This window comes from Thalassospira sp. MCCC 1A01148, assembly GCF_001613795.1.
GTDB lineage: Bacteria > Pseudomonadota > Alphaproteobacteria > Rhodospirillales > Thalassospiraceae > Thalassospira.
Genome location: NZ_LPVZ01000007.1, coordinates 14,525 through 38,562 on the forward strand (window position 1 = coordinate 14,525; position 24,038 = coordinate 38,562).

33 protein-coding genes are annotated in these 24,038 nt (G+C 55.8%); 10 read left to right on the plus strand and 23 right to left on the minus strand.

Features of this window, described 5'->3' with window-relative positions:
* Nucleotides 1-17: 17 nt before the first annotated feature.
* The 18 genes from AUQ43_RS02255 to AUQ43_RS02335 all read right to left on the minus strand — a co-directional run bounded on the left by AUQ43_RS02255 (nt 18) and on the right by AUQ43_RS02335 (nt 14,426).
* Entirely contained in the window at nt 18-398 is a 381-nt protein-coding gene (locus AUQ43_RS02255; protein ID WP_062954014.1) for a hypothetical protein, read from the minus strand.
* Nucleotides 395-751, minus strand: coding sequence for a phage tail tube protein (locus AUQ43_RS02260; protein ID WP_062954015.1), 357 nt, complete (start codon nt 749-751; stop codon nt 395-397). Before AUQ43_RS02260 ends, AUQ43_RS02255 begins: the two co-directional genes overlap by 4 nt.
* 14 nt (nt 752-765) lie before the next feature.
* On the minus strand, nt 766-2,277 hold the full coding sequence (locus AUQ43_RS02265; protein WP_062954016.1) for a hypothetical protein: 1,512 nt from the start codon (nt 2,275-2,277) through the stop codon (nt 766-768).
* 3 nt (nt 2,278-2,280) lie between these two features.
* On the minus strand, nt 2,281-2,514 hold the full coding sequence (locus tag AUQ43_RS02270; protein ID WP_062954017.1) for a hypothetical protein: 234 nt from the start codon (nt 2,512-2,514) through the stop codon (nt 2,281-2,283).
* Entirely contained in the window at nt 2,514-2,990 is a 477-nt protein-coding gene (locus tag AUQ43_RS02275) for a hypothetical protein (RefSeq protein ID WP_062954018.1), read from the minus strand. Before AUQ43_RS02275 ends, AUQ43_RS02270 begins: the two co-directional genes overlap by 1 nt.
* Entirely contained in the window at nt 2,983-3,306 is a 324-nt protein-coding gene (locus AUQ43_RS02280) for a hypothetical protein (protein WP_062954019.1), read from the minus strand. The genes AUQ43_RS02275 and AUQ43_RS02280 overlap by 8 nt, the downstream gene beginning before the upstream one ends.
* Before the next feature lie 77 nt (nt 3,307-3,383).
* Nucleotides 3,384-3,773, minus strand: coding sequence for a hypothetical protein (locus AUQ43_RS02285; protein WP_062954020.1), 390 nt, complete (start codon nt 3,771-3,773; stop codon nt 3,384-3,386).
* A 10-nt stretch (nt 3,774-3,783) separates the two neighbouring features.
* A complete protein-coding gene (locus AUQ43_RS02290; protein ID WP_062954021.1) occupies nt 3,784-4,803 on the minus strand; it encodes a major capsid protein in 1,020 nt (339 codons plus the stop codon).
* Between the two features lie 12 nt (nt 4,804-4,815).
* On the minus strand, nt 4,816-5,157 hold the full coding sequence (locus AUQ43_RS02295; RefSeq protein ID WP_062954022.1) for a head decoration protein: 342 nt from the start codon (nt 5,155-5,157) through the stop codon (nt 4,816-4,818).
* A gap of 3 nt (nt 5,158-5,160) precedes the next feature.
* Complete coding sequence (locus AUQ43_RS02300) at nt 5,161-6,384, minus strand: S49 family peptidase (RefSeq protein WP_181838570.1); 1,224 nt, start codon at nt 6,382-6,384, stop codon at nt 5,161-5,163.
* Between the two features lie 94 nt (nt 6,385-6,478).
* Nucleotides 6,479-8,110 (minus strand): phage portal protein, encoded by a 1,632-nt coding sequence (locus tag AUQ43_RS02305; protein ID WP_062954024.1) that lies wholly within the window; start codon nt 8,108-8,110, stop codon nt 6,479-6,481.
* A complete protein-coding gene (locus tag AUQ43_RS02310) occupies nt 8,107-8,325 on the minus strand; it encodes a hypothetical protein (RefSeq protein ID WP_062954025.1) in 219 nt (72 codons plus the stop codon). The genes AUQ43_RS02305 and AUQ43_RS02310 overlap by 4 nt, the downstream gene beginning before the upstream one ends.
* Nucleotides 8,326-8,328: 3 nt before the next feature.
* Nucleotides 8,329-10,284, minus strand: a complete 1,956-nt coding sequence (locus AUQ43_RS02315; RefSeq protein WP_062954026.1) for a phage terminase large subunit family protein — start codon at nt 10,282-10,284, stop codon at nt 8,329-8,331.
* A gap of 11 nt (nt 10,285-10,295) precedes the next feature.
* Nucleotides 10,296-10,937, minus strand: a complete 642-nt coding sequence (locus AUQ43_RS02320; protein WP_062954027.1) for a hypothetical protein — start codon at nt 10,935-10,937, stop codon at nt 10,296-10,298.
* A 248-nt stretch (nt 10,938-11,185) separates the two neighbouring features.
* A complete protein-coding gene (locus AUQ43_RS20205; RefSeq protein ID WP_147250477.1) occupies nt 11,186-11,377 on the minus strand; it encodes a hypothetical protein in 192 nt (63 codons plus the stop codon).
* Between the two features lie 393 nt (nt 11,378-11,770).
* Nucleotides 11,771-12,400, minus strand: a complete 630-nt coding sequence (locus AUQ43_RS02325; RefSeq protein WP_062954028.1) for a hypothetical protein — start codon at nt 12,398-12,400, stop codon at nt 11,771-11,773.
* 341 nt (nt 12,401-12,741) lie between these two features.
* Nucleotides 12,742-14,211, minus strand: a complete 1,470-nt coding sequence (locus tag AUQ43_RS02330; protein ID WP_062954029.1) for a DUF5906 domain-containing protein — start codon at nt 14,209-14,211, stop codon at nt 12,742-12,744.
* Nucleotides 14,212-14,213: 2 nt separating this feature from the next.
* Complete coding sequence (locus tag AUQ43_RS02335) at nt 14,214-14,426, minus strand: hypothetical protein (protein WP_147250476.1); 213 nt, start codon at nt 14,424-14,426, stop codon at nt 14,214-14,216.
* 47 nt (nt 14,427-14,473) lie between these two features.
* Between AUQ43_RS02335 and AUQ43_RS02340 the strand changes: the two genes are divergently transcribed.
* Complete coding sequence (locus tag AUQ43_RS02340) at nt 14,474-15,193, plus strand: hypothetical protein (RefSeq protein ID WP_062954031.1); 720 nt, start codon at nt 14,474-14,476, stop codon at nt 15,191-15,193.
* Between the two features lie 270 nt (nt 15,194-15,463).
* Complete coding sequence (locus AUQ43_RS02345) at nt 15,464-15,985, plus strand: hypothetical protein (RefSeq protein WP_062954032.1); 522 nt, start codon at nt 15,464-15,466, stop codon at nt 15,983-15,985.
* Here AUQ43_RS02345 and AUQ43_RS02350 read toward each other — a convergent pair.
* Complete coding sequence (locus AUQ43_RS02350) at nt 15,982-16,662, minus strand: class I SAM-dependent methyltransferase (RefSeq protein ID WP_147250475.1); 681 nt, start codon at nt 16,660-16,662, stop codon at nt 15,982-15,984. The genes AUQ43_RS02345 and AUQ43_RS02350 overlap by 4 nt on opposite strands.
* 80 nt (nt 16,663-16,742) lie before the next feature.
* On the opposite strand from AUQ43_RS02350, the gene AUQ43_RS02355 reads away from it, so the two are divergent.
* A complete protein-coding gene (locus AUQ43_RS02355; RefSeq protein WP_062954034.1) occupies nt 16,743-17,318 on the plus strand; it encodes a hypothetical protein in 576 nt (191 codons plus the stop codon).
* A gap of 8 nt (nt 17,319-17,326) precedes the next feature.
* Here the strand turns inward: AUQ43_RS02355 and AUQ43_RS02360 are convergent, their stop codons facing one another.
* Nucleotides 17,327-18,484, minus strand: coding sequence for a CHC2 zinc finger domain-containing protein (locus AUQ43_RS02360; RefSeq protein ID WP_062954035.1), 1,158 nt, complete (start codon nt 18,482-18,484; stop codon nt 17,327-17,329).
* Nucleotides 18,485-18,570: 86 nt separating this feature from the next.
* Here AUQ43_RS02360 and AUQ43_RS02365 point away from each other — a divergent pair, with 86 nt between their 5' ends.
* On the plus strand, nt 18,571-19,359 hold the full coding sequence (locus tag AUQ43_RS02365; protein ID WP_062954036.1) for a cytochrome b/b6 domain-containing protein: 789 nt from the start codon (nt 18,571-18,573) through the stop codon (nt 19,357-19,359).
* A 5-nt stretch (nt 19,360-19,364) separates the two neighbouring features.
* Here the strand turns inward: AUQ43_RS02365 and AUQ43_RS02370 are convergent, their stop codons facing one another.
* Nucleotides 19,365-19,850 (minus strand): hypothetical protein, encoded by a 486-nt coding sequence (locus AUQ43_RS02370; protein WP_062954037.1) that lies wholly within the window; start codon nt 19,848-19,850, stop codon nt 19,365-19,367.
* Complete coding sequence (locus AUQ43_RS02375) at nt 19,847-20,230, minus strand: hypothetical protein (RefSeq protein ID WP_062954038.1); 384 nt, start codon at nt 20,228-20,230, stop codon at nt 19,847-19,849. The genes AUQ43_RS02370 and AUQ43_RS02375 overlap by 4 nt, the downstream gene beginning before the upstream one ends.
* A 215-nt stretch (nt 20,231-20,445) precedes the next feature.
* Between AUQ43_RS02375 and AUQ43_RS02385 the strand changes: the two genes are divergently transcribed.
* Nucleotides 20,446-21,402 carry a LexA family transcriptional regulator gene (locus AUQ43_RS02385; protein WP_147250474.1) on the plus strand — a complete coding sequence of 319 codons (957 nt, stop codon included), beginning with the start codon at nt 20,446-20,448 and terminating at the stop codon, nt 21,400-21,402.
* A gap of 12 nt (nt 21,403-21,414) precedes the next feature.
* On the opposite strand, the gene AUQ43_RS02390 is transcribed toward AUQ43_RS02385, so the two are convergent.
* Entirely contained in the window at nt 21,415-21,975 is a 561-nt protein-coding gene (locus AUQ43_RS02390) for a zinc ribbon domain-containing protein (protein WP_147250473.1), read from the minus strand.
* Nucleotides 21,976-22,358: 383 nt separating this feature from the next.
* Between AUQ43_RS02390 and AUQ43_RS02395 the strand changes: the two genes are divergently transcribed.
* The 5 genes from AUQ43_RS02395 (at nt 22,359) to AUQ43_RS02415 (ending at nt 24,023) form a co-directional block, all read left to right on the plus strand.
* Nucleotides 22,359-22,595: a hypothetical protein gene (locus AUQ43_RS02395; protein WP_062954042.1), complete on the plus strand. Its 237-nt coding sequence runs from the start codon at nt 22,359-22,361 to the stop codon at nt 22,593-22,595.
* Between the two features lie 113 nt (nt 22,596-22,708).
* Entirely contained in the window at nt 22,709-22,933 is a 225-nt protein-coding gene (locus AUQ43_RS02400; RefSeq protein ID WP_062954043.1) for a hypothetical protein, read from the plus strand.
* Entirely contained in the window at nt 22,930-23,316 is a 387-nt protein-coding gene (locus AUQ43_RS02405) for a hypothetical protein (protein ID WP_062954044.1), read from the plus strand. The genes AUQ43_RS02400 and AUQ43_RS02405 overlap by 4 nt, the downstream gene beginning before the upstream one ends.
* Entirely contained in the window at nt 23,313-23,639 is a 327-nt protein-coding gene (locus AUQ43_RS02410) for a hypothetical protein (RefSeq protein WP_062954045.1), read from the plus strand. The genes AUQ43_RS02405 and AUQ43_RS02410 overlap by 4 nt, the downstream gene beginning before the upstream one ends.
* 27 nt (nt 23,640-23,666) lie before the next feature.
* Nucleotides 23,667-24,023, plus strand: coding sequence for a hypothetical protein (locus tag AUQ43_RS02415; RefSeq protein WP_062954046.1), 357 nt, complete (start codon nt 23,667-23,669; stop codon nt 24,021-24,023).
* Nucleotides 24,024-24,038 lie beyond the last annotated feature (15 nt).

Genomic DNA, 24,038 nt, shown 5'->3' on the forward strand with positions numbered 1-24,038 from the left:
CGCGACAAACACCTTGATTACTGAGCGGATGTCTTCCGGGACGGCTTTGGGAAAAAACTGAAAGCGATCGCCATAGAACGCAGGGAATCCGCCGCGTCCAGATCCCCCAGCTTCACCAAGCTAATCCGGTCATCACCAAAAATCAGAGGATGAACAAATTCCCGGGTTGCCGAGAAGACCTTGCTTGTGCCTTCGATTTTTTCCAAACGGTCCAAATCTCGCCCAACCGGGCGACGATACTCGATGTGAGTGATTTCCTCGGTCCGCTTGCCAGAGCTATCCTCGACCGTAACCGTGAGCGGGTACTCGAGCGTTTGGACCTTACGCCCAAAATCACTAGGCTCAACCCACCCCTCAAGGTCGATGTCTTCTGGATTAAAGTCATCACTGGTTTTCATGACACCGCCCGCGCACTATTGCCTTCAAAACGAACCGTGAGGCTGTTTTCCGAGGCATCGTTATCAGCCGAACCCACTTCATCACCAGAATTCATCACGATCGTGCGGTCAGCACACTCGAGTTGAATTTCTTGGGACGTAGCATTCGTCACATCGTCCGACGACTGGCCCTCATCGAGGTAAATCTTCACCTCAATGAAGGCCGGACGAGCCTTCTCACTATAACCTGCCCGCTTTCCACCACCCATGATGGATTCACGCTGCTTGCCGCCCAAGTTGTACGTCGCTGTCTCTGCGGTCGTGTACGACACACCCGCAACCTTAAGGGATCGAACCCCTGCTACCGTTGGCATAATTCAATCCCCCATCAATAGTTGCGGAAATCTAGAGAGAACGCGATCTTCGACGCGAGGACATAGAGTGGATTCGTAAGATCCGGCTCATAAATCACGTTCGCACGGAATGCGTCATTCGGCGATTTGGACACCGTCAGACGTTTTTCAAACTCCTCAATGCTCTCGACCAGACCAAAGCCCTGCAGGTACTCATAGTGCGACACCAAAGTCCCTTTGATTTGACGCGGCGATACGTGCGGCACCGCATCATCAATGGCGGTGCCGTCATTGACCAGAATCGGGCGCAAAGACATGATGCGCGAATTCACCACACTGCGCATCTCATCACGAAGACGACCGAGCTGCGCGACAGTGTTCAGCAGAAGATAAGCCGCCGATTCATCGCCAAATTCGTTTGTCTGATACATCGTGATCGGCATATTCAGACGAACTTTGCCGTCCGCCCCAACGTCCGTGACCGTGATACCAGCGAACATCAGAGTGTTCTTATCCGAGAAGGTGAACAGGCTGCTTTTCGGCGGGGCCATTTCACCGATAAGCTCAACCCCATAAAGCGGTCGAGCGGGATGATTAAACAGCTTCGCCGAAGCCTGCCCCATATAACGTGCAGCCTTCAACCAGACCGGACCTGGCGCATCAAAACTCTCGACCGTCGTAACAAAACGATCATTACGAGGAGAACCATATGTGACCAGCTCGCTAAGCGTACCACGGCGACCGGTGAAGCCCTTGACGTCAACCTCGGAACCGGCAGATTGCTGTCCTTCGAGCCATCCGGTCGCGGCATCAAGCGTCGCACTATCCGCCCAAGGGAAACCGATATAGTTGAACTTGTCATCACCGATGACCGCCAACGCGCCGGCAATATCCGGATTGCCAGACCCGCCAGTCAGGAAACCGGCATCAGAAACCGCAATCGAGACACCATCCGGCACCTTCTCGCCATTCAGAATGCCACGCAGCGCAACCTGAATGCGCACATCGTTACCAACTTCACCAGCGTTCTTCGCGGTAAATGTCACAACACCAGCCGCTGCAGCCGCAGTTACCGGAAGGTCGGGCTTTGCTGACACAGCCGCCACAATAGAAGCAGCAATATCTTCGTTGGTGTCATCCACCGAAACCCCGACAAACACGCGCTCAGCCGCCACATAGACAGCCAGAGCGCGGCTCTCGGTTGCAGTGCCGGTAACGGTCAGAGTACCGGACGCCTTAACGCCTGCAACAAGATCCGCCATCGGCAGCGCATACAAGGTCATCGTGTCGTTGTTTTCGCGAAACGCCTTGACCATGAGCGCTAGGTTCGAACCCTTGCCAAACAGGTCACCAGAGGAATCGCCGGTGCCGGGAACAATGACAAGCTCATCATTATCCGCAGTACCCGTCGCAAGGCTCTGACCGATCAGCAGCGCAACATGGTTGGCCGTGAAGCCATCAGCGCGCGAACCATCAATCTCGAAGTAGGACCCCGCAACACGCGTGTTGATCGGGATCTCGTTAAAGACTTCATTTGGGATCGCCATGGTTTACCCTTTTTTCTCTGCCTTAGCGGCACCCTTCACAGGGACCAGATCACCGAACTTGCCACCGGGAATACCACCAGCACTGACAGGCGGCAGCAACCGGATCACGCTCGGATTGCGCAAATCCTTGTCGGAGAGTTCGAACTCGCCGTCGGGATAGAAACCACCCTTGACCGGGTTAACCACCCGGAGCGGCATGCCATCGACCTCTCGGTCGGGATTAATCCGCACCTTCATTACTCACTCGCTCCTTGCTGAATATCGACACCCTGCAGCTCACCCGCAGAGATCGAAACGACACGCGGGCGAGTTAGCTCACCCGACATTGAAATGATTTCACCAACCAGCGGACCGCCGTCGCGATGCACGAACTGCTTGATCTCGACCTCCGGCGGCCTCTTCCACAGCTTGCGGAAATCACCATCGGCAAACAGGGCTTGGATGATCGAGGTCGTTTCTGCCTCCGCGACAGCACACCAATTATTCAAATCACGAACATGAACCTCGATCGAAAGACTGACCGAGGGCATGAACTGCCACGCCGATCCGATCGGCGACATACCGTCGGCAGGCGCGTAGATGCTGACCGCCTTTTCCTGATCATCCGGAATTTCAGTGACGCGCCCGATAACCGCGGCAGGACTGTCAGGCCGCGCTTCGATCTTGGTTTTGACGAAGGCCATCAAGTCTGATCGGGCATAATATTCAGACATTGCCAACCTCACCCTTGATTAAACCGACCTCGATCCAACCAGTATCATCCGGGTCGATCTGATCGATCGTGAAAGACCCATCGGGGAGATCCACATAATCCCCCTGCTTAACGTTTGGAGCCTCCGACAATCGAAATGCGCCTGAGTATTCGTAGGCCTGATATTCGGCCTCGCCACCCCCAGATTCCGGACCTGCAGTGTGCCGATAATCAAATTCGGACACCGTAGACGTTCCACCGGCACGATGACGAATAGTCACCTGCTGACCGAGAACCTTGGAAACCGGCTCATTCAACAATCGATCAAAATTGATCATGAAAAATCACCAAACAAAAAGCACCCGCCCCGAAGGGCGAGTGCCGATAGCCAGGTCAAATCAATGGACCGTCAGGACTACTTGCCCGCCGCATTCTCAGCAGCAACAAACTTTTCCCAAGCCGCGTCACGGCGCTTTGCCGTAACCTCAAGACCGGTGAGTTTTTCCAGCGCTTCGACCTTCGGACGACCATCAGCCGTGAAATCTTCCTCGGCGACATTTTCCATCACCGCAAAGATCTGATCGACTGTGGCAATATCCGGATCAGGCTCCACAACCGGGGCAGACGGTTGCGCAGAAACTTCCAAATCGGAAGCCGCAACAGCCTGCTTTTTGTCGATCAGATCCTTGGCTTCAGAAGCCAGAACCTCGACCGACTTTCCCGCAAGGTAGACAAAACGCTCGCCCTTCTTGTCGCGACCTTCAAGGGTGATTGTAGGCACAATGCTCTGCTTTTTTGTAGCCATCACCACCTCCTTACAAGACCGTCGCGCGGAGCGACGCGTTGACATTACCCGGGACAATCAGCGGACGCGATTGCGTCAGCACAGATTCGATCGACGGGTTGTCTTCCTCAATGATTTTCGGGAAGTATTCCATCGGCATGTAGCCGGCACCCTTGTCCAGAATCGCACCGTGCGCTTGCACACCCTGAATGCCGGCACCGACAATAACGACCTCGTCAGCGCCGAGATACGGAACCTCGTTACCGTCATCATCTTCATAGGTTTCCGCGTAGACGAAGATGTTCAGATCGCCAAGTGTTCCGGCAAAACGAACCGAGTTAACCGAGATCGGCCCGATCTCGATCGAGCTTGACGTGCCACGACGGTTATCAAGCAGCTTCATGAACGCTTCATTCTTGCGCATCGCCGACCAAACAGTCGGGGAGACGAAGACATCAAGCGCAACAACACCAGATTTGTTCTGAATGTCAGCGACCCAAGCTTCAAGGTCACCAATAATATCCGCGCCGGCTTCTGACCAGAGATTTGCCGGGATCAGAGCCTTGGTCAGCAGAGGGTCGCGGTTAAAATCAACCGTCCGAGACGGATATTCAGGACCTTCCACAACAACCTGACCCGTGCGAAGAATCTGCCAGCCCATCCAGAGCTTGCGACGCATGATTTCATTGCGGTGATCCATCAGAATTGACGCAACCTGCGCATCACGCCGCTGATCGGGCGACATGCTACCTGCGCCGAGAGCCTCACCTGGCATACGCGTAAGCAAGCGCTCAGGGTCGACAACGTCCATCGGCTTGAGGGTTGCAGGTTTGAAGCTCGTAGTCGTGAAACCTTCGCGAATTCCCGCCTTGGCCTTTGCCGTATCCATGACAAACGGGGCGAGTTTTTTGCCTTTGATAACTTCATCAAGAGCGATCGCCGATTTGTCAGACAGCATCAGCGCGCCGAAATAGCGATCAAGGACGAACATGTCCGGCGCCGAGAAACGCGTCAGGACGCCGAGAAGATCGGTAGTGCTATAGGTATCCATCGGACCCCCCGTTTAAACAGCGAACAGCGGGGCCAGGTCGAGCTTGGCGCGGAGGGACGCCTTTGTCCAACCAGAACCAACCTGCAGTCCGCTGTAATGGAAAATGCCGGTTTTATAAACCGGGGCTTCGATATCGCCGCCGCTGGTATCAAGAGCGGACGTCAGAACCGCAATCGGGGTTTCGCTGCCATCGGAAGCACCCGACGCAGAGAGAGCCAGCTTCCCAGACGCGGTGACACGGCCCAGAAGCGCGCCTTTTGCCAGATTCTGACCGGAAGCAATCACTTCCGGTTCGGTCACCAGCGGATAATCGCCAGCGATGAGGTTTGGCGGAGTATAAGTTTCCGTGGTCATGGCTTAGCCTTTCGCCTTGCAACCCGTGGCCGCAGCATAGTTTGCGGCGATGGTTTCTGCTTTCGAGGGACGGTTTTCTTTACCGTCATCGCCGCCGTCATCACCGATGACATCGTTCGGCTCATTGTTCATGGCAGCACCGAGGGGATCGGCAACAGCAACAGGAGCCTTTGACAGCGCTGCAACTGCGGCCTCGACCGACATGTCGGTCTCGTAAGCGAAGTGTTCCGCAAGTTCCTTGCGGCCTTCCGCTTCCTTGCTGCTCATAATGCCGGCAATGCGCTTGCGCTCACCACCGATCGCCTCTTTGGCGTCGACACCTTTCGGAGCCTCGGCACTGGTATCATCCGGATTGATATCGCCCGGACGGTTACCGTCGTTCGGTTCATCCATTTCAGAAGCATCCTTGCTTTGAATAGGTCCAATGACTGTCCGTCCGGACAGCTTCTCAACAAAGTCGGACATCGCCGACTTACTGGACTGCACCGCGTCGGCGAGCCCAATCTCGACCGCCTCTTCGGCGGAATAGCACTGCGCTTCGGTCGCCAAGACATCCTCAACGGATAGCCCGGAACGACCTTTGACGACTTCCTCGGCAAACAACTGTCGGGTAGCCTCGACATCCGCCGCGACACGGGCGCGAACATCTTCGGGCAATGGCTCAAACGGGTTGCCGTCTGCCTTGTGGGTACCTGCAGCAATGATTGTGACCTTGACACCGCTTTCATCGAGGCGCTTGGAGAGATCAGCATGCATCGTGATCACGCCGATCGAACCAACACCGCCTGTCTTCGGAACCATCAACCGGTCGGCTTGGCTACCAATCCAGTAAGCGGCGCTATAGGCTTTTTCGTCTGCGACTGCCCATACCGGCTTTTTTTCCCGAGCTGCCCGGATAGTCTCGCCAAGCTCAAGAACGCCGGACACCTCGCCGCCCGGACTGTCGATGTCAAGCATGATCCCCTTGACCGCGCCGTCAGCAACCGCCCGATCAATCTTCAATGCGATGCCGTCATATCCGGTCATGCCGCAGTGGGGGTGAAGCCCCAACCGGTGAACCAAAGTATCGCGTACGGGGATCACCGCCACACCATCCATCACACGATAATAGTTATCGTACTGATCCGACCGCGCTTTGACGCTGGTAACGCCAGCCATCAAGTCGGTCACAGAATGGACAGTGTTTTCATCGACGATGAAACCGTTCGACATATTCGACCGGGTCATCAGATACGCTGTCAGGTCACGCGCACACTCAGGCGTAACAAGAAGGGGACGGCTTGTTAGCCGCCCCCATAGGTTTGCAAAGACAGGATTCATTCTACGTTCCCCGCAACTGAGCCCGCCGCCCGATATCCTCAAGCCGCGAGACATGCGCGTTTACAGTGTCGCCATTCTGATCTTCGACATAGACAACCTCGGTCTGACCAGACCCGGGGTAGACCAAGCCACGCTCTTCGAATTCGTCTTTCTCGCGCGCCCGTTGATCAAGGATCTCGCGATAGTCCGATCCCTGCTCCGCCGCCTCGGTCTGCAAGGTCGACAGATTGTTTTCCATCCGGATCTGGGAAGCGTTTGCTTCCTTGACCGGATCAACCCAACCGCGACCTGGCCCGATCCAGTTACCACGACACCAAGCCGCAGGGTTTTCCCAGAAGCGCGGCGTGCCGGGCGGGATATCGATGTTGCCTTGGCTGATATGCTCCTCAAGCCAAAGCGCGAAGATCGGTGTTGCAAACCCGTTAGCAAAGTGACCACGGCGCGTTGTCAGGAATTTCCAAGACTTGAGCATCGCAGCCCGGGCCGAGGAATAGTTGGTCCCCGACCAGTCGTTGGCGAACTCCTCGTATGACTGCCCCAGAGCCGTTGCCGCGTGGCGCAGAGCATTCTGGATGAACACCTGAAACGCTGCGTTGTCGCGATTTCCGTGATTGAAGTTGAAAGATTCGCCTGCGAACAAACGATGCACCTTGGACCCACCGAACAACACGGGGTTCGCCTCGGCAAATGCGGATCTCTCAGTTTGATATTGCGAGATCGCGCCTTCGTCTTCGCTGACCTCATCCATGATCGTCTTGTCGAACGGGCTCTCAATGAAGGCTGCAAAGATCGCATTGATCAGCGCTGCCTCTTGCTCCGAACGCTCGTAGTCATCGGCGACCTTGAGCTTTTCGATCGCGGGACCAAGCAATCCCCGCCCGCGCGTCTGCCCAGCCTGTTCAACCTCAAAGAAATGAATGACACGGGACCGGCCCCACTTGGTGCGCGCCTTCACACGCTGCCAAGTCTGGTTATTCAGCGACCAAGGGTCGTTCGGATGTCGAGACCGGAAATGGTACGCGATCGGCGCACCGTATCCATTGATCTCGATACCGTTCCGCAACCCCTCCCCATTGAACTTGCCATAAGGATTAGACAGCCGATCAGGATCGACAACCTGCACAGCAGTCGCATAGGCAGAGGATCGCTTGGGGAACCAGTGCGCCAGACAGATGGCGTCCCCCTCGCCCATACGATGGCGAAAGCCGAGGCCAAGAATGCCGGCAAGGCTCAACCGACCGCCTGCATCAAGCGGTCGACGAGGGTCGTTTGCATAGTTGTGGAATGCGCTCTCGGTAGCCGCGACAAACTCTTTCGCCCAATCTCGATCGAGACCGAGTGCCTTGAGGTCAGGATTCCAATTGAAGCGGAAGCTCGCACCGATTGCCTCATCGACTTGGCGCTGCACGGCACCGGACAGCCAACCGTTTCGATCGACAAGATCCCGAACACGGGCCACCATCCGATCACGACCAGACGATATGCGATCGTCGGCAGAGCGAAGGCGCGGAGACCAGCCAGCAAGCGAACCACCAACCGAACCACCCCCACCAGAACGAGGGACAGCAAAGGTTGAGGCCGACTTTTTCATTGGCAAACCGTCAGCACCAAGGATTGTGACAGGATTAGTCATCGGCGACCTACCAGATACCCGCGCCGAAACTGCCCCAAAGCAAGTTTCAGCTCTTGAATTCGACGATCAATGAGATCGATCTGCTTGGCCCGGTCCCCATATTGAACCGAACGACCGTTGGACCCGACACCCGACACCCACTCGTCGGTAATGATGGCCTTCTTTCTGGCCTCAAGGCCCGCAAGTTCGGCCTGCATTTCTGCTTTTGTCGCCATCGATCAGCTCGCATATTGTCGAGCGCGACGCATGGCCGGTGAAAGTTCCGGCTCTTTTTTCGTCGGCAGCTCTTTGTTCTGATTAACCAGCACCGGGGGCGCTGGCGGCTTTAGAAGCAGATCCTCAAGATCCATTTGCCCGGTGTCCGGGCGAGTTTCTCGCTCGCTGGTCATCCGATCCCAAGTCTCGGGCGGCATATCCCGCCACCCTTTGGTGATCGCTGCTGCCTCGCCGTAAATCGCCGTATCAAGGACCTCGTTTCGGACCCCATCACCCTTGACCCACACATATTCAGGCGGGGCACCAAGGGTTTTTGACTTTTTCGCGACGCGCTTTTCCGAGGTGTACTGCTCGAACCATTCGTCATCAAAGCCGCTGGCCAGAGCAACGTAACCACGCTGCAACGGGTCGGTTTTTTCCAAGTTCCGGTAGAGCGACAGCTTGAACTTACTGACACACAGGTTATAGAACGGACGCCCACGGCGCTTTTTCTTGCGCCCTTTCCGGTCGCGCTCTTCCTTTACCTGCGCAATGAGCGGCGCTGTTTCCCCACGGCGACCACGGATAACCATGACCTTCGTGCGGGAATGCGATTTCGCCCAATCAAACACGTCCTCGGTGTAAGCGTTGCCGTCGATCGCCATCATATCAACGGCGATTTTGTTGCCGGCTGCATTAGGCCAGGTCGATTTGATCAGATCATCAAGACGCTTCTGGGTTTCTTCTTCTCCGATGAAACCATCGATTGTACCGTATTCAACCGTCGCCTTCCGCAAGTCAGGACCAAACGCCTGCAGGTGCCATTCAAGGCGATCGCCCTGCACGTCGACACCCAACGTCAGAAGCGGGAAGCCCCAAGGAATAATGCCCCGGCGATGCCCCGTTTCATCAGCACGCTTTTTCAGCTCGTCAAATGGCGGCGCTTCGCCTTGGACCTCGTAAGGCAGACCAAGAACGTCGTTGTAGAAGGTTTTCTCCGAATCTGGATCACCTTCTGACCTGATTGCTTCCTCAGCAATTCGCTGCCACGACATCAATGGCGCATAGGCCGACCAAACGTAGAAGCTTCTGTGCGAAGCTTTAAGTTCGGGCCGTTCTGCAACCCAACGCCCTCGCTTCATCATGTTTTGACGATGGCGCTGTTCGATCACGCAGCCATTGTCCGGACAGACAAAATGCGATTTCGCGGGGTTGTCACGATCGACAGCGAAGTTTTCCCATTCGAGCGAATGATAGACGCCACAAGACGGGCAAGGAACGTGGAACCGCTCCTGAGATCCGGCTCGATAGTTTCTCGTAATCCGACACCCGGGCCAAACCAACGGCGTCGAGTTCTTGAATATCTTGCCTTCCTCAAACGCCTGAGATCGCGAGTTCGCCAAAACCTCGGGATCACCCGCGACAGGATCGTTCACCCATTTCGCCAAGTCGTCCTGCACCTGGCGCTTCATCGAGATCATGGACAGGCTTGCTGGAGACGATGCCCCGGAAACCTGAATACCGCCCCGCATATCTCGGCGCTCGATGTAGTCCCATGTCCCTTCGTTGCGGCCATAGGAAAATGCGCTCAATGCGGCGGGCATCTTCATAATCATGGGGCGAAGCTTTGTCTTTGCCCAGCGGATAGCGTTCCCTTCGGTTGGGTGAACGTACAAAAAGAACCCGGGATCTTGCAGAGAGGTCCCGAGCATGAAAGCCTGCGCCAAGATCGTTCCACCGATCTGCGCTGATTTCTTCAATGTCACGATGCGGCACGGATCTTCCGGACCGAGCGCTTTTAGAATTTCCGCAAAAAACGGGAAAAGGTCGCCGTTCCATGGTCCCGGAAACTGACTGTCCGAACCAAACGACACATTGTCGGTCGCCCATTTATTCAGATCGACTGGTGCCGGCGGCTCAAGAATGCCCGCAAGGCTGTCAACGACAAGATGATCCGGGTTTCGCAAAAGAATGGACATCGCGTTTCCTATCAGGCCGCGCTGCTGTCATCCCCGCTGTCGATCGCTTCCTCATCATGCTCGGGAAGATCGTTGACCAGATCACGGCTATGCCGCGCCAGCTTTTCGCGTGTGCCTCGAAACAGTTTTCTCAAACTGAGCTTGATCTCTTTAACCGAACCACCTGTCTCGGCAGATAGTTCCTCGGCCCAATGACCGAGATCGGCCTCAAACCCGTCAATCATGTTGGCAACGTGGCGAATGACCGTCGAGCGCATCGCATCAGCACGAACATAAACCCCGTTCTTTTCCCGGCGGCGCTCCTCAAGATCCTCGTTTTCACGCTGGATCTTGCGCAACCGCTCTTGCTTGTAGAGATCTTCCGTTGTTGGTTCGCGTGGCGCTGTATCGATCGGCGATGTGACAGGATGGTCCTGCCCTTGGTTAGCAACAGCAAGATCCGCAGTGCCATTCGCAGCACGCTGATCAAGGTCAAGGCCCGCACTAAGTTGCTGCTTGGCAATCCCGACCACGATCTTTGCCGACCGCCCATCACCCTGAATTGCAGGACCGTGGATCTTGCCCTCGCTGATCAACTGTGAAACACGGGGTTTCGACACACCGATGATCTGGGCAAATGCCGACTTCGAAACGACGTCAGAAGATGCTGCCATTTCGCCACCAAATTACGATATGAACGCGACCAGTTAACCGGGGATGATGCTAGTTAACCCCCTGAGTTAAGGTGGTTGTTAAGTTGTTAAGGCTCTCAAAACACGACAAAAAGAGCGAACACATGCGGGGCGCTTTACCCGTTTGGCGTTACTTCCCGGGAAGGACCCGTGCGGTTTTCTGTCAGTCGAGACAGGCCCACCAGTCCGAAAGCCAGGTCAGAAACCGATCAATCGAGAACATCGCGCACCTATTCGTGAACGTGGCGGGTCCACTGCGTTCCGCAGCACCCGCAATACATCCGGTAGCGCCTTGGCCGAACCTGTTCGCCAAGGCGGACCGCCATCAAGGTCGCCGCATCATCGTTGCCGCATTGGCAACACGCCGCACCCTCGGCCCCATCCGGGTCAGACGCCTCCGCGTCAGCAGGATCAATCTGCATGGCTCACCCTTTCGATGCTGACGAGGACGGCGGTTCGCCGGTTGCCCCAGATACCAGCCACGCCCAACCGGTAAGCGGCGCTCCGCCGTCCACGTCAACACCCAAAAAGAACAGCCCGCCGCGATGGATGCGAACGGGCTGTCAGGTGCAAATCAGGGAGGGAGACAAAAACATCGTTACATGGGTCCAACCTTTCGAACAGAGGTCCGCCTTGCTTCGTCCAACTACCGCCAGCACTTCCCGGGCTGGCACCCGATTCTGAAACGAGAACGCCCCGCCAAAGTGAGGCAGGGCGCGCGCAACAGAATTCGGGGCAAGAAAAAACGCCTGCCGGAAAGTTCCGATCAGGCGTTCTTTGGTTCGCTGCTAGGTTGTCAAATCCGCCTGCGTAAGTCAAGCCACTTTCTGATAGGCCAGCCCATTTCCATAACCCGAGATCACCCACGGATCTTTCGGCGGCATTTCCGTGGTCAGCTTCCATCGGGCCAAACCACCCTGTGCGGCCTCAACATCAAGCACCAATTGCTGCAGGAAATGAAGCGCCGCCCACCAGACCCGGTATTCACCGCGCGCCACCCGGACAATCTCGGGCAGCTTACCCACCCGCTTGATCCGGCAGCTTTCCTTCACAAGGTTGCGGTGCTGATCCCGGGCAGGCTTTGGCTTGCCGGTGACCGGATCAACATCGGCAACAAACCGCAACACGCCGTCGACGACCCAATCCGGGCGATATCCCGCCTCGCCATAAGACCGGATCAAACACGCCCCCTCCGGGCTGGCGGCGCGAACCTCAAGCCAAGCGCCATAAACGATCGCGGCATCATCATGCATATCATACCCGCCCGAAAAGGCCGACCCGCCGCCAACCCGCTCGCCATAGCTGACCGTGGTGCGCTGCAATTGCGACAGGATCGCGCCAATCCCCCGGTCACGCCCCGCCATGAGTGCGGCCTTTTGCTCCTCAAACGCCCAATTTACAAGCCCTTCGATCCCGATCGGTGTTCGCTGGTTTTTCTGATCCATTGCCTGCCTGCCTTTTGCTGCCGTCTTGCTGTCCTATGTTGTCCCCCGTAAATCTTCCCTGCGGGGGACAGGGATTTGATTATTTTATTGTTTAATTTCAGTAACTTATTTGTTTTGTCCTTAGTGTCCCTAGTGTCCTATGTAAATATTCCCGTGCAATAGGCGCGCCCGCGCACGTACACGGGGGATTTGCCCGGGACACTAGGGACACTAGGGACACCCTTAGAGAACCGGCGCGTCGCGCTGTCCCCCGTTGCCGATTTTCACGGGGGACAACCCGGGACAAAGCCCCGGACGGACCACCGGTGCGGGCAAAAATCGGGAATGATTTCAGGGAAAGATCACAGGTCATCCGGGCCGATCTCCTCATCAAATTCGACCTCGGACCAATCGATCGGCGTGCGGATCATTTCCGCGAATGCCTCGCGGCACGCCTCAAGCTTGGGCATGTGATAGACGTATTTGCGATTGCCGCTGATCCGCTTGCGCCCCTTCTCGACCCCCGGGACCAGCTTGTTGATCGTGCGACCAAACATTTCCTCGGTCAGCGGGAAGCGACGACCGCGCGCCGTGACCCATGCCAGATAGTTCGCATAGGCATCCTCGACCGCGACATAGTCCGACCACATGGCCGAACCGCCGCCCTCGCTGTTGTATTGAACAAACCCGCGCCGCAGGCAGTTGAGCCACCACGACTCCTCTGGCGACAAACTGGCCAGCTTCTGATCGGCCAACGCCGCCGTTTTCGGGATGTCATTCAGGTTGACGCTATCGAGGTCGAAACTGAGCAAATAGCCAAGCAGCGCCTCATATCCGCCCGCCTCAAGCTGGTCGTGCATATCGGCAAAATACTGGCGGTTTTGCTGCGCTGCGTTCTGGACATCAAAGACCGCGAACCGGCGCTCGTCATGGCCTGCCGGCACAACCCATTCGTTGTTGGATGTCACCAGCAGATGGACATAGTTCTTGACCCGGAAGGGATCGACGCCCTTGCGCTCGATCATGTGATAGTCGGATGTCACAAGCCCCTTGAGCCGCCCCTCGGAGTGCTTGTCACCAGCCCAGAAACCTTCATCGGCCTGCAGCAACAATGTCGAGGCCAGGTGCGCGTTAAAGTTCCCGACCACATAGCGCGGATCATCGACCAGCGCATAGTGATCCTCGATCAGCTTGCCGATCGTCTTGCCGAAAACAGTCTTGCCGCTGCCCTGCCCGCCGCGCAACACGATCGCGATTCCGATACGGTCCGTCGGCTTCTGGAGCATATGCGCCGCCCACCCCATGATGAACTTGAAATGCGCCTCATCCCCGCCTGCGATATTGGTCCGGACATGATCAAGAAAGATCGAACATTTCTGTTCGCTATCCTCATAATCCGCGACCATGCTGAAACCGCGCCAAAGGTTATAATAGCCCGATGGCGGCATGCCGCCCGGGGCAAATGACACCCCGCGATACTGGCGACGGATCGGGTCCTTGAACCAGATTTTCGACCACGAAACGCTCTTGTCGCTTGCAAGCCGCTGCTCTTGGTTGGCAAACCACGCGTGGAAAGCATCAACCGGCATGAAGTTGAGCCGCTCCTCGACCGGACAATCGCCGCGCTTGAAGTTTTCCTCAAGGATCAGCGGACGCCCGCCCATCATCACCAGCGCGTAATATTCGTTCATCGCATCGGCGTCATAGGCAACGTCCCCCGGATCGACGCGCTGGCCATCCATCCCGAATATTTCGGCCCCTTCGATAAGCTGCTTGGCGGCGTGAAACCCTGCCAGATCGGCCTGCGGGTCGTTGTTCTCGTTCTCAGCCATCGCTACAACAGTTTCCCCTGTTTTGGTTTACGCTGATCGGCGGGCAACGGGCCGATCGGTTCAATTTCTTGCTCTTGGCCTGCAGCAATCCGCTTGTAGCGGAAGAACTCAGGCGGGATATGTGTCCGGCACCAGCGCCCGTGATTGACCATGATGTGCGTCCCGGCGCGCTTGCAGCCTTTGTGATCACATGGCATTACGCTTGAAGGTTGCATTATGCTAACCTCCGCAATGTCTTGGGGGTTTCGGGAGTTAAAGTACCGTGAGCGACAAACCGGTTTACATCATCGCCGCAATGGGGGCTGGTAGTGCGGTCGGGTTTCCATTTGGGCTCATCGCGGCAACATACGTATTGCCAATAGCCGTCGGTGATGGATGGGCAACCATTGTCGGTGCACTTCTTGGCGCGGCCATGACATCCGCTGCGGCACTTTATGTTGTCCACAGGCAAGACAAACTTAGTCGTAAAGCCAAGCGCGAAGAACAATTCCACAACATTCTTGATGCTATCGAATGGCTTGAAGACATCTTCACCGATTACGAAGAGGTTCATTCCACTGATTACTGGCAGAATCTTTCTCAAACAGATGGAATTATGAGAGATGGCAGCAAAGAACTGCTTGGCTACGCGAGCAAATGCAAACGCCAAATCCAATATCTGGCCATAGACCTGAGCAGTGTTCTGGAGGAGCTCACGGAACTCACGTTGCCAGATAGCATTCCAATAACTATTCGCCGGATCTTCAAAGACAGCCTCAAACCGGTTCGCTTGATAATCAACGACTGGGAGACCCTTAAACCGCTCACGCTCGTCAAAGAGGAAAGCTACCATAGATTTTTCAACACGACGTACGATATTGCGGTTTCGATCATCCCGGCTGAGATTTGGGAATTCAGAATGCAGACCAAGTTTCTGCGAGCGGAAATACTTCGATTGATTGAGCAATCCCCACTGGAACCAACCTCCCGCCCCAGGTCGTAGCGACGCTGATTTCCGTTTACGCATTTCCACGCCCTTCCATCGTTGTGGTGAAGGAAGGAGCCTTGCACGGACGACAAAGGGCAATGTGCCGATACATGCGAAAATTTCGCTTAAACGCGCACGTTCGCCGATTTCTTTTGACCCAAGCACAACCCCAAAGGCATGATCGACAAAAGCACACAACCAGAGAAATGACCCTTGAGATACCTCAGCATAAGGAAGGCAATCATTGGCGCGAGCATCGCATTTTTCGCAGGACCATTCATCTTTATGATGATCGACAGTGCATGCAGCCCCGTCAGCAATGAGATTTGCCGACAGTGGCTCGCGTTTAGCTGGGAAACGGTTCTGGCGGGCGGATTGGGACTTGTCGGCGGTTGGCTTGCCTTCAAAGGCGCTACAATCGACGGGCGCGTTCACAGGGAAGGCACAAGAATCCTTTTCCGTGAGCAAACACTGACCGAGTGCAGTTTTTTCGTGCCCACGGACAAGGATGGAGAACCATCCGAAACAGGAACAAGCATATACGAAAGTAAAGCTCTCGACGACAACTTCGATGACAGTGTGAAGTATTGCGCCGACTTGTTGACAATATCCCTCCCCGATATCCCGCCCGAAATCGCGAACAAAGAACTCGCAAAGTATCGCGCGGCAGTGATTGAATCTGCCCTCGCAGTTTCGGGGGATGCAGCGGAAAACAAGATCACCGAAGCGAATATGAGAACGCTCAAAGGACGTATCCTTGGATACTTGGAGACCATTGACAACTTGAAGGACCCGCTCGGACATTAGAGTAAGCTCTCCTGACTTGCGGCTTGCGCAACCAGCGTCGACTGATCGGTTGGCGTCACGCGCTCGGGCACAAACAGGTCAAGGTTATCCAACTTTGGCTTGGACAGTGTGTCCCAGATCGTGCGGCCATTGAAATCGCGCTCGAACCCAAACCATGCGCAATTGAGCGCAGGGCTTCCAAGGCCTAGGCTATCGATGCGCCATGACAGTTCGAGCTTGTATTTCGGGCGAATGCGCTGCTTGAAACCGGTGCGGCTGGCAGCTTGGTAATAATCGGTTTTCAGCAGCATCCAGACTTCTTCCAGATGCAGGCGCATGGCGTGTTCGATAAACGCCTGCGCCAGCGTGAAAGGCGGGTTGGTGACAGCCTTCGCCGCGCGACGACGGTGCGTGGCGAGAAAATCAACCCCACCCTCGCCATAGCCGCGATCAATCAGATCCGTGCCAATAACTTTGCAGCCGTGATGCTCAAGAACCCGGGCCAAGCGACCATCGCCGCAAGCACATTCCCAGATTTTCTGCCCTGCAAGGTGCGGCATGGCGCGAATAAGGGCCTCGGTTGCTTCTGGCGGCGTTGGGTAAAACTGGTTTTCGTCAGGGCGCTCCCAATCAACCTCGCCAGAACGCCCGCCGAGCATCATCGCGCCTTTGTTGGTCTTGCGGTTTGCCACCATCACGCTACCCCCTTGAGATAGGTTGACGTTATCAGGCACCCCACCAACAATGCCCCGATCAGGGAAGCATGGGGAATTGAGAAATGCGCAAGTTTGAAGACTGGTTCAATAGCATTCCGCTGACAGGAACGGTTGCAACAGCCTTTCTTACGGGCACGCTCTATGGGCGCGAGTTTGACATCAGTTGGGAAACGCTTGCCGCTGGATTCCTTGGCCTTACCGGTGGCTGGCTCGCCTATAAAGCCGCGACAGACCACAGAAGAGCGACCGAGAACCGAAACGAGTATATCTTCAGAGCAAGGCACCTCCCCGATCTCCACCGAGCAAGAGAACTGCTGGAGCGACACAGACCTCTTGGCCAAAATTTCCCAATGCTGGTGATTGGGGACTACAACCCCAATGGAATCATCGAACTCCTTGACGGGGCAGCATGCTTTGACAAGCCACTTCCAGCGAGACTTGCAAACGAAATTGAAAGTTTGTGCCTTGCTCTCCCAGCATTCAAAACCAGTCTGGATGGCACTTCGACTAAACCTCACAACTCCGGGGCCACAAGCGTAGAGATCAAGGATACCGCTTCTATGGTTCGCTCTTTCTGGCGCCTCAAGGGAGCGACAGACGAGCTCATTCAAAACATAACGTTTGACGCATTGCGCTAACCTTGACATCACGCCGCCCCCAAAATCATCGAGTTGAAATCAGTACCTGGCTTTGACATGGCGATGCGGCCAACCCGGCCCTCCGCCGCAGCACGGCGGCAACCGCGCTCAAGCTTCGCCTTGAGCATATGGATGTCTTTGGTGTCGCCATCGCCCAGAAAGATCCGCTCATGGCATTCGCGCGGCCAGATCATGCCCGGGCGGGCCATATCGGGCACCACCGTCGGCAGCTTTTTGCGACCATCAAGCGGATGATATTCGCCCTTGGCGTCCATCAGACCGGCACCAACAAGGTTATCAAGCGAATAGGAACACCAGCCAGAAAGGCCGGACGCCATCATGCCGGAATAGGTCGTTTCCAACCCCTCCCCGCCGACCATCTTGAAGGCAGGCTTTCCAAGGCGGATCGCCGCCTTGGACGGATCGCCCATCACGCGTTTGGTGTTGAGTTCCCGGCTATCATCGGGCGCATAAAGCTTGAGCCGCCCCTTGGGCCGGTTAAGGTCGATGCAGGTCACATGACAGGCGGCAAAGCGATCATCGCTATATTGCATCACGCTCAGCAATGCCGGACCGGTCCAGATCGCCTCGGATTTCTTGGCATCGCGGGCGCGGTACCAGAACTCATAATCAGGCACGAACCGATGCACCCCGTTATGCAGGAAGAGATCGCGATCAATCCCGCGATAATTCGCAAGGTATTCCTCGGCCTCGGTATCCGCGATTGGAAGCCCCCGCTGCCAAAGCGCATGACCGCGCTTGCGACGCTTTTCGGTTTCCGAGACACGGTCCTTTTCATCGGCCCGACTGGCGATCTTGGGCTTGGGCTTGTGCGCAGGCTTTTCGGCCCGCCCGACATATTCGGTCAGGTCAATACCGGCCTTCCATGCCAGATCCTTGAGCGCCTCGATAAATGTCTGGCCATAGACGCGCATCTGATAGCCGATCGGCTTTTCATGCGCGCCGCAGCCAAAGCAATGCGCGAACCCCTTGTCAGGGCGAACCGTAAAGGATGGCGTGCGCTCGGAATGGAACGGACAAAGCCCCATCCATTCACGCCCCGACTTCGCCAGCTTGACACCGGATTTATCGACCAGCTCGACCAGATCGGTTCGCGCGTTAACATCATCGATCGCTGATTGCGGGATTGGGTTGCGATGGGTCATGATAGCCCCACCAGCTCAACAGGTTGCCAAAGCCAGAAAGACAACGATAGATAGAACGGCTGATCAATTAAGAGGGGGCCTACAAAATGGCACACACCAACCACAGGGTCGCGGAAGATAGAGTATCGTTGTTCATTTGCGCCATTGTCGCCGGGTTCTGTGGAGCGGCCCTTTGCTTTATCTTGCTGGTTATCTCCGGCACAAAGTTCGTAGCAGCGACACCAGATTCCTTCGCTGGTTTCTTTAAAACCGCTTTCGAGTGGCAGGCACTGATCGGTGGGCTGCTTACATTTGCAGCAGCAATGATCGCTGTCTGGCTTACGCATCGGCACTTCAACACCACCCGGATCTCTGCCCGCGCCAAAGCGAGAGCAGAGGCCCTGATCGGACTCTCCGAGGCTTTTGAGACAATGGGCAGCTTCATACACAGCGTAGAGGAAAACACCGGACCAAAAGGACCGAGAGAAGACGACTGGCCGGGCACCGATGGCTACAAAATTGATCTGGAGAAGCTCAGAAGATTTAGACCCGATGACATCATCAAAGTGACGCCATTGATCGAGTATGAGCGAAACCCCGACACCAGACGCATCCTTGAGGAATTCACCAAAAGTTACGCCATAACAGTGAACAGACTTAATGACTTCAAGATCAGCTACCGTAACGGAAAAAATAACACCAACATCGAAAATGCCGTCTCCTCGGCTGTAGAAACTTACGCACTGGCAAGCAAAATCATCGCAGCGCTTCAAGGTGATATCGGGAGCTCCATCACCAACGACGACATCAGTCGATATGCTGCCCCAGCAGGCGTTGGCACGGCTTCCAAAGTAGAAAAAATGCTCTACAGGGCAATGAACCCGACCAAAAGATAAACCAATCATGCCGCCACCTTCCGGGCAGCGCGCCCTTGGTAATAGCCGCGCATTTCAAGCTTTTGCGCCAGCTTGATCGCGTTCTTGCGGCCCGAGTTATAGGCGCCATCGACCAGATCGTCATATTCCGAGATCCGATCAATCAGGCAGGTTGCCGCCTGATCAAAATCAGACCCTTCGATAAGGGTCAGCGTGCCATCCTCAAGCGCGTCACGCAGCCAGATCACCACCATCAGGAAAACCGTGATCACCGGGCGATCTTCATATTCACGAAGCAGCTCACCCTGCAGGGCCATCACGCGGTTGCGCAGCTTGTCGGCTTTGGCCTTGGGCAGATCCGAAAACGGTTCATCACAAGCCCGATCAAGGCATTCAAGCACTTCGGCATGGCCTTCTTTAACACCTGGCTCCAGTATCACGCCCGCAACCCGCTGCATCAAAACGGCGGGAATGGCGAACTCGCAGCGATGGCGATCGGAAAGGTACGTCATGCCGCCACCCCGTAAAGACGCGGTTGCGGTTCAAGAGCTGCCGTCATCCGGTCCGCTGCCTCGCGAAGCAGGCTGGCGATTGATCGGATCAGGGCGCGCATACCGGCACGTTCGGCGTCAAACCCGCCAAGCACCCCGGCCTTGTGAAGCTGTGCGGCGTAACTTTCAAAATGCGGACAACCGGCCCCGGCGCGCGCCGCGGCGATATCCGCATCAACCGCGGCTTGCATGTTGATCACATCACCGCGCATCGGATTGGCGCATTGACGCAGGCGGGAATAGGAAACCCCGCAGGCATCCGCCAGAACCTCACCACCCACGGCGTGCATGGCCTTGGTGGTCGCATCGGCGAAACTGTTTTCTGATCGCAAATAAGGCATGACTATCAAACCTCCCCGGTTTGGGAGTTGCCGCCCGATCCATCGACTGAGATAAATCGGGACAGCAACAGGGCAACATAATTGAAGCCAGTCACGAGGCAGCTTTGACAGTCACGAAACCATAGAAGTCATTTGGCGTGACAGCCCCGCCGGTTTCCGCCCAAACACGATGGGCAGTCTCGACATTGGGCATCAGACTTCCATCGCACAAACGGGTGACAGTCGAAGGGCTGACACCGATTTGGTCGGCAAAAACTGATTTTTTGGTTTTCGTGGCTTTAAGCCATTCACTGAGCTTCATGCACCTAGATTTGCAGGATCAGCGAATTTTGACAACCGAAAAATTCGCTAATTCAGATAATTTCGCAAAAAACGGCAAAGACCGAATTACAGTTTTCTGCAAAATTCCGAGAAACCCCCGGAGCAAGAAGATGACAATGGACGAACGCACCAAACGCAAAAAGGCACTTGAGGCAGTTACAGAAGACGCCCGAGACATTGCGAACGAGATCGCCACCAAGATTGACCGTGGCGAGATCGAAAACGCGGACGACCGCGACGAGCTGGAGAGCTACGTCAGCAAGTTTGCAGCGAACAACATTCGCAAACTGCGTAAAAAACGGGGATGGTCGCAGGGCGAGCTGGCGGAAAAAGCCAATAGCACCACCAGTCAGATATCACGCCTTGAACGCGGCGACCTGCAGCTCACGGTTCGATGGCTAGAGCTGATTGCCAACGCGCTGAACTGCAAACCCTATCAACTGATCGCAAACATCCGCGAAACCGTGCGCGTCCCTGTGATCGGCTGGGTATCGGCAGGCCATTTCACCAATGCAGAATCCGTGGCAATACCGGATATCGACCGTTACGACATGATCGAATGCGCTGGGGTGAACCCCGCCACCTGCTTTGCGTTGCGCATTGAGGGCGATTCCATGAACCTGATCGCCCCGGAAGGATCGACGATCATTGTGGACGTCAGCAACAAGGAACCCATGGACAAGAAATTCTATGTGGTTGCCAACAACGGCGGCGAAGCGACGTTCAAGCAGTTCAAAAACAGCCCTCCCCGTCTGGAGCCATGTTCAACCAACCCGGCCCACGAAACGATTTTCCCCAAGGGAGAGATCCACGTTGTCGGGCGCGTTATTCAGGTCATCCACGACCTTTGAGACCCCTGAAGATCAAAGACGACCGGGTTCGGCGGACACCTCCAGAACCATTTCAGGGTCTGTCGAAAACGTGCAGACATAAATAACATTCTGCCAAGCCCCGAACCCGTTCTGCATCTTGAGCTTGTCACCAATAAAATCGACAATCCCGGCTTCTTTGTCCTTCCAACGGTAATGACTGAATTTCATTTCAAGCATACCGTCAGTCCATTCATGATCCCATTTCGCCAGACGCTCAATCTGGTCGGGGCAATAGACAGACGCCGAAGCAATATATTTATCGCCATAGCATGATACCGACTGGCGGCATGCAACCGCTTCGGCCTCGGCTTTTTCACGCGCGGCGACCTCGGCCTCGGCCAGTGCCTTGGCTGCAGCATCCGCAGCCGCTTGTGCCCCTGCCTCTGCCTTTGCTTTTTGATCAGCAAGATGATCGCGGTACGCCAAAGGGTCGGTAAAGCCGGCATTCTTAGCGGCGTTCATTTCGTCCTTGCCCGCAAACCCGGCCTCAATAGCACTCTCGTTCATGTCGGCGTCGGCAAAGTAACCACCAGCCACAAGCAGAACGAACATAGCCAGGAACGCTAAGCCCGTGCGTTTTGAATATTTCGTGCGCTGATCCTTGCGAATCAGCGACAAAACCAACCAAACGACCGCCAGCACTAGGGAAACGAGCGCCAGACAGAACGATATCAACCCAAGTGCCGTGTACATGTCTCCCCCATTGGTAGATGTCGTTTTAATGTTTACAATCAGCACGATAACACAACGAGGCGAGCAAAACTCTTATCCCATAAGGGTAGGAAATCAACCACGAGGACGTGTAAAAATTTGCAGGTTTTGGACAATTTCAGGACAGGCAAAAATCACAAATTCGCAAAATTAGCGAATTTTTCTTTGACAGAAATTTGCAAATTCTGCAAAGTTGGCGCATTCCGAAAAAGGAGAACGCGCCCATGTCTCTCTCAAATCCGACGTTTAACGCCCTTGCGGCGACCGCACCCGACCCGTCCGATCTGATCGCCGATTTCGGCCATCCGCATTTTCCGGGCTGGATGCTTATCATGGCCTTGCTGTTGATCCTGATCACGGCACACAGCGTCATGCCATCATCAAACATCGCGCTCCGCCTCCGCCCTGCGCGGACCTCTGTCACGCGGCTTGTCCGTCGCGGTGAAGACGGGAGCTTTTGATATGGCCATCACCCGTCACACATTGCGCCGCTGGCGCGACCATATCGACGCTTTCCTGCGTGCGATCTGGGATGACCACGACGCGACCACCCACACCAAGGGAGGCCGCTGATATGGCCATGATGATTTGCATCCACACCGACAGCGAAATGGTCGTGACCGAAATGCTCAGTGACGGCGCCAACGGCATGAGCGGCATTATCTCCGCCCGCTTTGGCGATCTCTCGCTGCAGCTAGACGAAAAAACCGCCGAGCAACTCGAAACCGCGATTGCCGCCAGCCGCGAAAAACTCCGCGTGGCCCGCGCCAAACGCACAGAACGGAGGGTTGCGGCATGACAACAGAAACCGAAACCCCGGCAGCGCGTTGGCGAGAACAAGGCGATCAAGATCCGCACGCAGGAAAGTACGACTGCGAGAGAAGCGAACTCGCTTATGGCGATTTCACTGATGATGAACTCGCTAACGCAGTTTACCTCTGCGACCACCGGACCAGCTTCCGCAGCATTGGGCTGATTGAAGCCGCGAAGCAGCGCATTCGCTGGCTATCACGCCAGAACGAAGCCAAGGCGGCGCGGATCAATGAACTCGAACAGGCTGCGTCTGACCTGATCGAACGGTGGTCCGCATCCGGTGCATTGATCCTCGAAAACCCGGAAGACAAGTCAGCAATGCGCAAGTTTCGCGACGCCCTGACCAAAGCAAAGGAGACCGCACAATGACCGCCTCCATCACTCCATTTCCGAGCCCGACCAAGATTGTCCGGATGCAGCAGCATGTTGCCAACCTGGCCGTTTTGCCCGCACCGGGATCAAGCCTGATCTTCATGAGCGATCGCAAGTTGGGGGCTGGCACCGTGATTGTCGCCCTGCCCAACAACCAGATCATGATCAAGGTTGAGGACAACACCCGCCACCCGAAGGCCGGTCAGAAGATCTGGATTGCACGCAACCAGATCCGCACCCACGCGATCTTCACCCCACCCAACAACGAACTGATCGAACCGCCAACCGAGCCCGACGGATTCCCGCCGGCTGCGGCCTGACCACAACACCCGATAGGAGGCATTCCAATGTCGAACAGCAACGGCGAACTCAAAAGCTTTGGCACGCTCATTCAATCGCTTGAAGAAGGACAGTTTCACAGCGACCTGACCGACGAAATCACGGCGATTACCAAGGCCCTGCAAAACCACGTCATCAACCATGGCGGTTCCCCGAAAGGGAAGCTGGACCTGTCCTTGAAGTTCCAGCTCAAGAGCGGCGTCATCACGATCAGCACCACCACCAGTACCAGCCTGCCGGTTGCGCCGCGCAGCCAGTCGATCCTTTGGGCCGACGACAAAGGCAACCTGTGCCGCCAGAACCCACGACAGCGCGACATGTTCACCGACGTGAACGCCGAAGAGGCCGAAACCCGCGCCGTCTAGGCGCAACCAACCAAC

Bases quoted from the DNA above. Each gene is read 5' to 3' on its own strand.
- AUQ43_RS02315 (WP_062954026.1), bottom strand. From the start codon at position 10,284: ATGTCCATTCTTTTGCGAAACCCGGATCATCTTGTCGTTGACAGCCTT.
- AUQ43_RS02260 (WP_062954015.1), bottom strand. From the start codon at position 751: ATGCCAACGGTAGCAGGGGTTCGATCCCTTAAGGTTGCGGGTGTGTCG.
- AUQ43_RS02395 (WP_062954042.1), top strand. From the start codon at position 22,359: ATGTCTCTCTCAAATCCGACGTTTAACGCCCTTGCGGCGACCGCACCC.
- AUQ43_RS02325 (WP_062954028.1), bottom strand. From the start codon at position 12,400: ATGGATCAGAAAAACCAGCGAACACCGATCGGGATCGAAGGGCTTGTA.
- AUQ43_RS02400 (WP_062954043.1), top strand. From the start codon at position 22,709: ATGGCCATGATGATTTGCATCCACACCGACAGCGAAATGGTCGTGACC.
- AUQ43_RS20205 (WP_147250477.1), bottom strand. From the start codon at position 11,377: ATGCAGATTGATCCTGCTGACGCGGAGGCGTCTGACCCGGATGGGGCC.
- AUQ43_RS02345 (WP_062954032.1), top strand. From the start codon at position 15,464: ATGATGATCGACAGTGCATGCAGCCCCGTCAGCAATGAGATTTGCCGA.
- AUQ43_RS02275 (WP_062954018.1), bottom strand. From the start codon at position 2,990: ATGTCTGAATATTATGCCCGATCAGACTTGATGGCCTTCGTCAAAACC.
- AUQ43_RS02310 (WP_062954025.1), bottom strand. From the start codon at position 8,325: ATGGCGACAAAAGCAGAAATGCAGGCCGAACTTGCGGGCCTTGAGGCC.
- AUQ43_RS02355 (WP_062954034.1), top strand. From the start codon at position 16,743: ATGCGCAAGTTTGAAGACTGGTTCAATAGCATTCCGCTGACAGGAACG.
- AUQ43_RS02390 (WP_147250473.1), bottom strand. From the start codon at position 21,975: ATGTTCGTTCTGCTTGTGGCTGGTGGTTACTTTGCCGACGCCGACATG.
- AUQ43_RS02405 (WP_062954044.1), top strand. From the start codon at position 22,930: ATGACAACAGAAACCGAAACCCCGGCAGCGCGTTGGCGAGAACAAGGC.
- AUQ43_RS02410 (WP_062954045.1), top strand. From the start codon at position 23,313: ATGACCGCCTCCATCACTCCATTTCCGAGCCCGACCAAGATTGTCCGG.
- AUQ43_RS02415 (WP_062954046.1), top strand. From the start codon at position 23,667: ATGTCGAACAGCAACGGCGAACTCAAAAGCTTTGGCACGCTCATTCAA.
- AUQ43_RS02320 (WP_062954027.1), bottom strand. From the start codon at position 10,937: ATGGCAGCATCTTCTGACGTCGTTTCGAAGTCGGCATTTGCCCAGATC.
- AUQ43_RS02360 (WP_062954035.1), bottom strand. From the start codon at position 18,484: ATGACCCATCGCAACCCAATCCCGCAATCAGCGATCGATGATGTTAAC.
- AUQ43_RS02365 (WP_062954036.1), top strand. From the start codon at position 18,571: ATGGCACACACCAACCACAGGGTCGCGGAAGATAGAGTATCGTTGTTC.
- AUQ43_RS02300 (WP_181838570.1), bottom strand. From the start codon at position 6,384: ATGACCCGGTCGAATATGTCGAACGGTTTCATCGTCGATGAAAACACT.
- AUQ43_RS02330 (WP_062954029.1), bottom strand. From the start codon at position 14,211: ATGGCTGAGAACGAGAACAACGACCCGCAGGCCGATCTGGCAGGGTTT.
- AUQ43_RS02265 (WP_062954016.1), bottom strand. From the start codon at position 2,277: ATGGCGATCCCAAATGAAGTCTTTAACGAGATCCCGATCAACACGCGT.
- AUQ43_RS02290 (WP_062954021.1), bottom strand. From the start codon at position 4,803: ATGGATACCTATAGCACTACCGATCTTCTCGGCGTCCTGACGCGTTTC.
- AUQ43_RS02305 (WP_062954024.1), bottom strand. From the start codon at position 8,110: ATGACTAATCCTGTCACAATCCTTGGTGCTGACGGTTTGCCAATGAAA.
- AUQ43_RS02280 (WP_062954019.1), bottom strand. From the start codon at position 3,306: ATGATCAATTTTGATCGATTGTTGAATGAGCCGGTTTCCAAGGTTCTC.
- AUQ43_RS02295 (WP_062954022.1), bottom strand. From the start codon at position 5,157: ATGACCACGGAAACTTATACTCCGCCAAACCTCATCGCTGGCGATTAT.
- AUQ43_RS02285 (WP_062954020.1), bottom strand. From the start codon at position 3,773: ATGGCTACAAAAAAGCAGAGCATTGTGCCTACAATCACCCTTGAAGGT.
- AUQ43_RS02335 (WP_147250476.1), bottom strand. From the start codon at position 14,426: ATGCAACCTTCAAGCGTAATGCCATGTGATCACAAAGGCTGCAAGCGC.
- AUQ43_RS02375 (WP_062954038.1), bottom strand. From the start codon at position 20,230: ATGCCTTATTTGCGATCAGAAAACAGTTTCGCCGATGCGACCACCAAG.
- AUQ43_RS02270 (WP_062954017.1), bottom strand. From the start codon at position 2,514: ATGAAGGTGCGGATTAATCCCGACCGAGAGGTCGATGGCATGCCGCTC.
- AUQ43_RS02255 (WP_062954014.1), bottom strand. From the start codon at position 398: ATGAAAACCAGTGATGACTTTAATCCAGAAGACATCGACCTTGAGGGG.
- AUQ43_RS02370 (WP_062954037.1), bottom strand. From the start codon at position 19,850: ATGACGTACCTTTCCGATCGCCATCGCTGCGAGTTCGCCATTCCCGCC.